Raw genomic sequence first — 4031 nt, 5'->3', positions numbered from 1 at the left:
ACGTGGCGCAGGGGGATCGACCGCCTCTATAAAAGCGTCTTGTCCTCCAAACTGGAGAAACTGTTCAAATGACCAGAATGCTGGCAAGCGTCACCGGCATCGAAGAGGCGGAGATCGCTCTTTCTGGAGGTGTCGATATCGTCGACCTGAAGGACCCGAAGGCGGGAGCCCTGGGCGCGGTGTCCATGGAAACTATGCTCCGAACGATCTCTTTCATCGCGGGTCGGGCTCCGGTCAGCGCTGTCTGCGGCGACCTGCCGATGGAACCCGAAACGATCCGCATCAAGGCCGAAGAGATCGCGGCGACCGGCGTCGACTATGTGAAGATCGGATTTTTTCCTTCGGCAAATATCTCTGCCTGCGCACAGGCGCTTGAACCGCTCGCCGCACGAACGAAGCTGATTGCCGTGCTGTTTGCCGATCTGGCGCCGGACTTCGAGCTTCTGCCGATGTTCGCCAGGCATCGCTTCCACGGCGTGATGGTTGATACCGCGCAAAAGGGGAAGGGCCGGCTGCTCGATCATCTGCCGCCGGAGCGTATTCCGGGATTCGTCGATCGAACGAAATCGCTCGGTCTGATGGTCGGCCTGAGTGGATCGCTGGAAGCTCCGGATATTCCGCGCCTATTGCCTTTCGCTCCCGATTTTCTCGGCTTTCGGGGGGCGCTGTGTGGCCATTCCGGTCGCACGAGTTCGATCAGCGCCGAGGCGGTCTCGCAGATTCGCGAGTTGATCCCAGCGGAATCCGGGACCGGCGATCAATCGAGTATCGACTATCGCCTGTTGGCAGCGAGAGGCTATTCGCCGGACACCGACCCGACACTGGGCACGGACAGGATTTTTGTGCGGGATTTTGTTCTGCCGGTCCAGATCGGTGCCTACAGCTTCGAGCATGGCCATACTCAAAAAGTGCGCTTTGATGTGATCGCCGATGTGCTGCAAATCACCGACCATCCCGAGGACATGCGCCATGTGTTCTCCTACGACATCATCATGGACGGCATTCGCACCATCGTCGCGCGGGGCCATATCCAGCTCAGCGAGGCTTTGGCCGAGCAGGTGGCAGCGCACGTGCTGGAGAACCAGCGTGTCGTGCGCGTCACGGTTAGGGTGGAAAAGCTCGAGCTCGGCCCTGGCGGCGTCGGCGTTGAGATCGAACGCAAGCGCCAATCGGCGGGACGCGGTGCTGCCTCCGGCATTGCTGGCCGAAAAGACCGAAGCGTTGTTTTCCGGCCGCGCCAGGAGCGCCCCGAAATGCTTCGACGGGCCATCGTCAAGCTTGGCGGCAGCACGGCCCATGCGGCGGAGATGAAGAGCTGGATCGCAGCGCTGGCGGGTTCCAGGCTGCCGATCGTCATCGTGCCCGGCGGCGGGCTCTTTGCCGACCATGTGCGCGAGACGCAGACCAGCATGGAGTTTTCCGACACCGCCGCTCATGCCATGGCGATCCTGGCCATGGAGCAGTTCGGCCATGTCATCCTCGACCGGGACGAAAGGCTGGCGCCGGCACGGTCGCTGGACGAGATCGGGCGAGTGTTGGAGGCGGGGAAGGTTCCGGTGTGGCTGCCGTCGTCACTGGCACTGCCGGCGCTGGATGTTCCGGCCTCCTGGGACATTACCTCCGATTCTCTGGCCGCCTGGCTTGCCGGCAAGCTTGGCGCAAACGCGCTGTTGCTTGTCAAGCAGACCGGTGCATTCTTCGACAGCGATACCGCTGACAGCCTGAGGGCCCGAGGCATTGTCGACCCAGGCTTTGCCGCCATGCTGCCCGACGGCATCGATTTCCATCTCGCCGGTCCGAAGGATGCTGCCGGGGCCAGCGCGATGCTCGCGTCGGGCAAGCTGCCCGGCATCCGGATAGTGGCTTCAACAGGGTCGTCGGCAAAGAAGGCGGGATAGCCGATGGTGAAGCTGCATGTGCCGCGCTGGGCGTGGGTTTTGACGGGTTCCGGGCATTTTTTTACGGAGAGCTTCGCACTTGTTCGCCAGCTCGAACATTGCGATGTCTTCGTGTCTAAGGCCGCCAACGAAGTGCTGCGCATGTACAAGCTTAAACTTGATTTCCCGGAGACGACGCGCGTGCTGCACGACAAGACCGCAAGCGCGATCCCGGTCGGCGAATTCTACCACGGTGTCTATCACACGGTCGTGGTGGCGCCGGCCACGTCCAACACGGTCGCCAAATGCGTGCATGGCATTTCCGACACGCTCGCCACCAATGTCTTTGCCCAAGCGGGAAAGTGCCGTGTGCCAGCCATCGTCTTTGCTTGCGACACTGCGCCGGAACTCGAAACCCAGGCACCGCACGGACTGGTCAAGGTCTATCCGCGCAGGATCGACCTGGAAAATACCAAACAGTTGAAGAGTTTCGAGCGGACCCTGGTGGTCGAGTCGCTCGCTGATCTCGAAGCCTCGCTCACACGGCGCCAGGCCGAACTCGCAAGCGATGGCTGAGCGGCTGGTTTTTCTTACCGGCCATCTGGCCAAGGCGCGGCTGGAACGGCTGCTGACCGGGCTGGGCAGAACCGAATTCGTGTGGGAAATCGTCGACGTCGGCGTCAAGGTCGCCGCGCTGATGAGCGAGGACATCGTGAAGCGTCGGCTCACTCTGACAGGAGACGTCGACCGCGTCATCCTGCCCGGACGCTATCGGGGAAACATCGAACACCTGTCGGAGCATTTCGGCGTGCCCTTTGTGCGCGGCCCCGACGAGATCGCCGACCTTCCGGCCTTCCTTGGCCGGGCGGGCAAACCGCCGGATCTGACGCGTCACGATATGCGCATCTTCGCCGAGATCGTCGATGCGCCGATGCTGTCGGTCGAGGCCCTGATGGCGAGGGCCTCGATGCTGGCTGCGGCCGGCGCGGATGTCATCGATCTGGGCTGCCTGCCGGAGACGCCGTTTCCGTTGCTGGCTGAGGCAGTGCGGGCACTCAAGGCACAGGGGTTTGTGGTCAGCGTCGATTCGGCCAGCGCAGACGAACTGTCGATCGGTGCGCACGCCGGCGCGGACTATCTTCTCAGCCTCGATGAGAACACGCTGCCGTTGATCTTCGACCATCGGGCTACGGCAGTGTTGATACCCTCCATCCCCGGCGATCTGGATTCGCTCGGCCGGGCGATTACCGCGGCACAAAAGGCCGGCGTCGCCTTCATTGCCGATCCCGTGCTCGACCCGATCCATTTCGGCTTCGCCGTTTCACTCGGGCGCTTCATCGAGGCGCGGCGCCGTTGGCCGGACATCGAATTGCTGATGGGCACCGGCAATCTCACCGAATTGACCGACGCCGACAGTTCCGGCGTTACAGCCGTGCTAGCGGGGCTCTGCTCGGAACTCCGGATCCGGAACGTGCTGACGGTGCATGTCAGCCCACACACGGTGCGGACGATCGAGGAGCACGATATCGCCCGCCGCGTCATGTTGGCTGCTTGCACGGACGGCGCGTTGCCGCGCGGCTATCACCCAGGCCTGTTGCAGGTCCACGATCGCAAGCCTTTCACAGCCTCAACCGACGATATCGAGGCATTGGCGGCCCAGGTGCGCGATGCCAACTTCCGGATCGCGGTAGCGGAGGACGGCATCCATGTTTTCAATAGCAAAGGGCATGCGGTTGCCACGGATGCGTTCGAACTTTTTGCCTGGCTGGACGTCAACGCCGACGGCGCACACGCTTTTTACCTCGGCGCGGAACTGATGAAGGCGGAGATCGCGTGGCGGCTCGGCAAGCGTTATGTGCAGGACGAGCCGCTCGCATGGGGCGTTGCCGCGCCGGCACCCGAAACCGACCGTACCCGTCTTGCCGAGCCGGGCAAGACGCTCCGCGCAAGGAAAGAGCGCTAGGACCATGCCCTACATTCGCGAATCGATCATCACGACGGTCAATAAGGCAGGCAACGTCCACATCGCGCCGATTGGCATCATTGCCGAGAATGACGGTTGGGTTATCGCGCCGTTCCGGCCGTCGGTCACGCTCGACAATCTCGCCGAAGTGCCGTTCGCCATCGCCAATTATACTGACGACGCGCGTGTCT

At 62.5% G+C, this 4031-nt stretch carries 4 protein-coding genes; all 4 read left to right on the top strand.

Annotated features, from left to right (window positions below):
* The first annotated feature begins 68 nt into the window (after window positions 1-68).
* The gene (locus ENZ75_RS35290; RefSeq protein WP_082826446.1) at window positions 69-1898 is read left to right on the top strand and encodes a (5-formylfuran-3-yl)methyl phosphate synthase; all 1830 of its coding nucleotides are present in this window, start codon (window positions 69-71) and stop codon (window positions 1896-1898) included.
* A gap of 3 nt (window positions 1899-1901) precedes the next feature.
* A complete protein-coding gene (locus ENZ75_RS23865) occupies window positions 1902-2453 on the top strand; it encodes a flavoprotein (protein WP_013532041.1) in 552 nt (183 codons plus the stop codon).
* Window positions 2446-3840: a DUF6513 domain-containing protein gene (locus ENZ75_RS23860; RefSeq protein WP_063167852.1), complete on the top strand. Its 1395-nt coding sequence runs from the start codon at window positions 2446-2448 to the stop codon at window positions 3838-3840. The genes ENZ75_RS23865 and ENZ75_RS23860 overlap by 8 nt, the downstream gene beginning before the upstream one ends.
* Before the next feature lie 4 nt (window positions 3841-3844).
* Window positions 3845-4031, top strand: a 187-nt coding sequence (locus tag ENZ75_RS23855; RefSeq protein WP_127418781.1) for a DUF447 domain-containing protein, incomplete at its 3' end; no start/stop codon positions are given.

Source organism: Mesorhizobium sp. M7A.F.Ca.CA.002.04.1.1 (assembly GCF_004022805.1).
Taxonomy (GTDB): Bacteria; Pseudomonadota; Alphaproteobacteria; order Rhizobiales; family Rhizobiaceae; genus Mesorhizobium; species Mesorhizobium ciceri.
Note: the sequence above shows the minus strand (reverse complement) of the source record. Positions and strands in the feature narration are given on the sequence as shown.

Excerpts from the sequence above, each read along its gene's own strand:
- ENZ75_RS23865 (WP_013532041.1), top strand. The coding sequence starts at position 1,902 with ATGGTGAAGCTGCATGTGCCGCGCTGGGCGTGGGTTTTGACGGGTTCC.
- ENZ75_RS35290 (WP_082826446.1), top strand. The coding sequence starts at position 69 with ATGACCAGAATGCTGGCAAGCGTCACCGGCATCGAAGAGGCGGAGATC.
- ENZ75_RS23860 (WP_063167852.1), top strand. The coding sequence starts at position 2,446 with ATGGCTGAGCGGCTGGTTTTTCTTACCGGCCATCTGGCCAAGGCGCGG.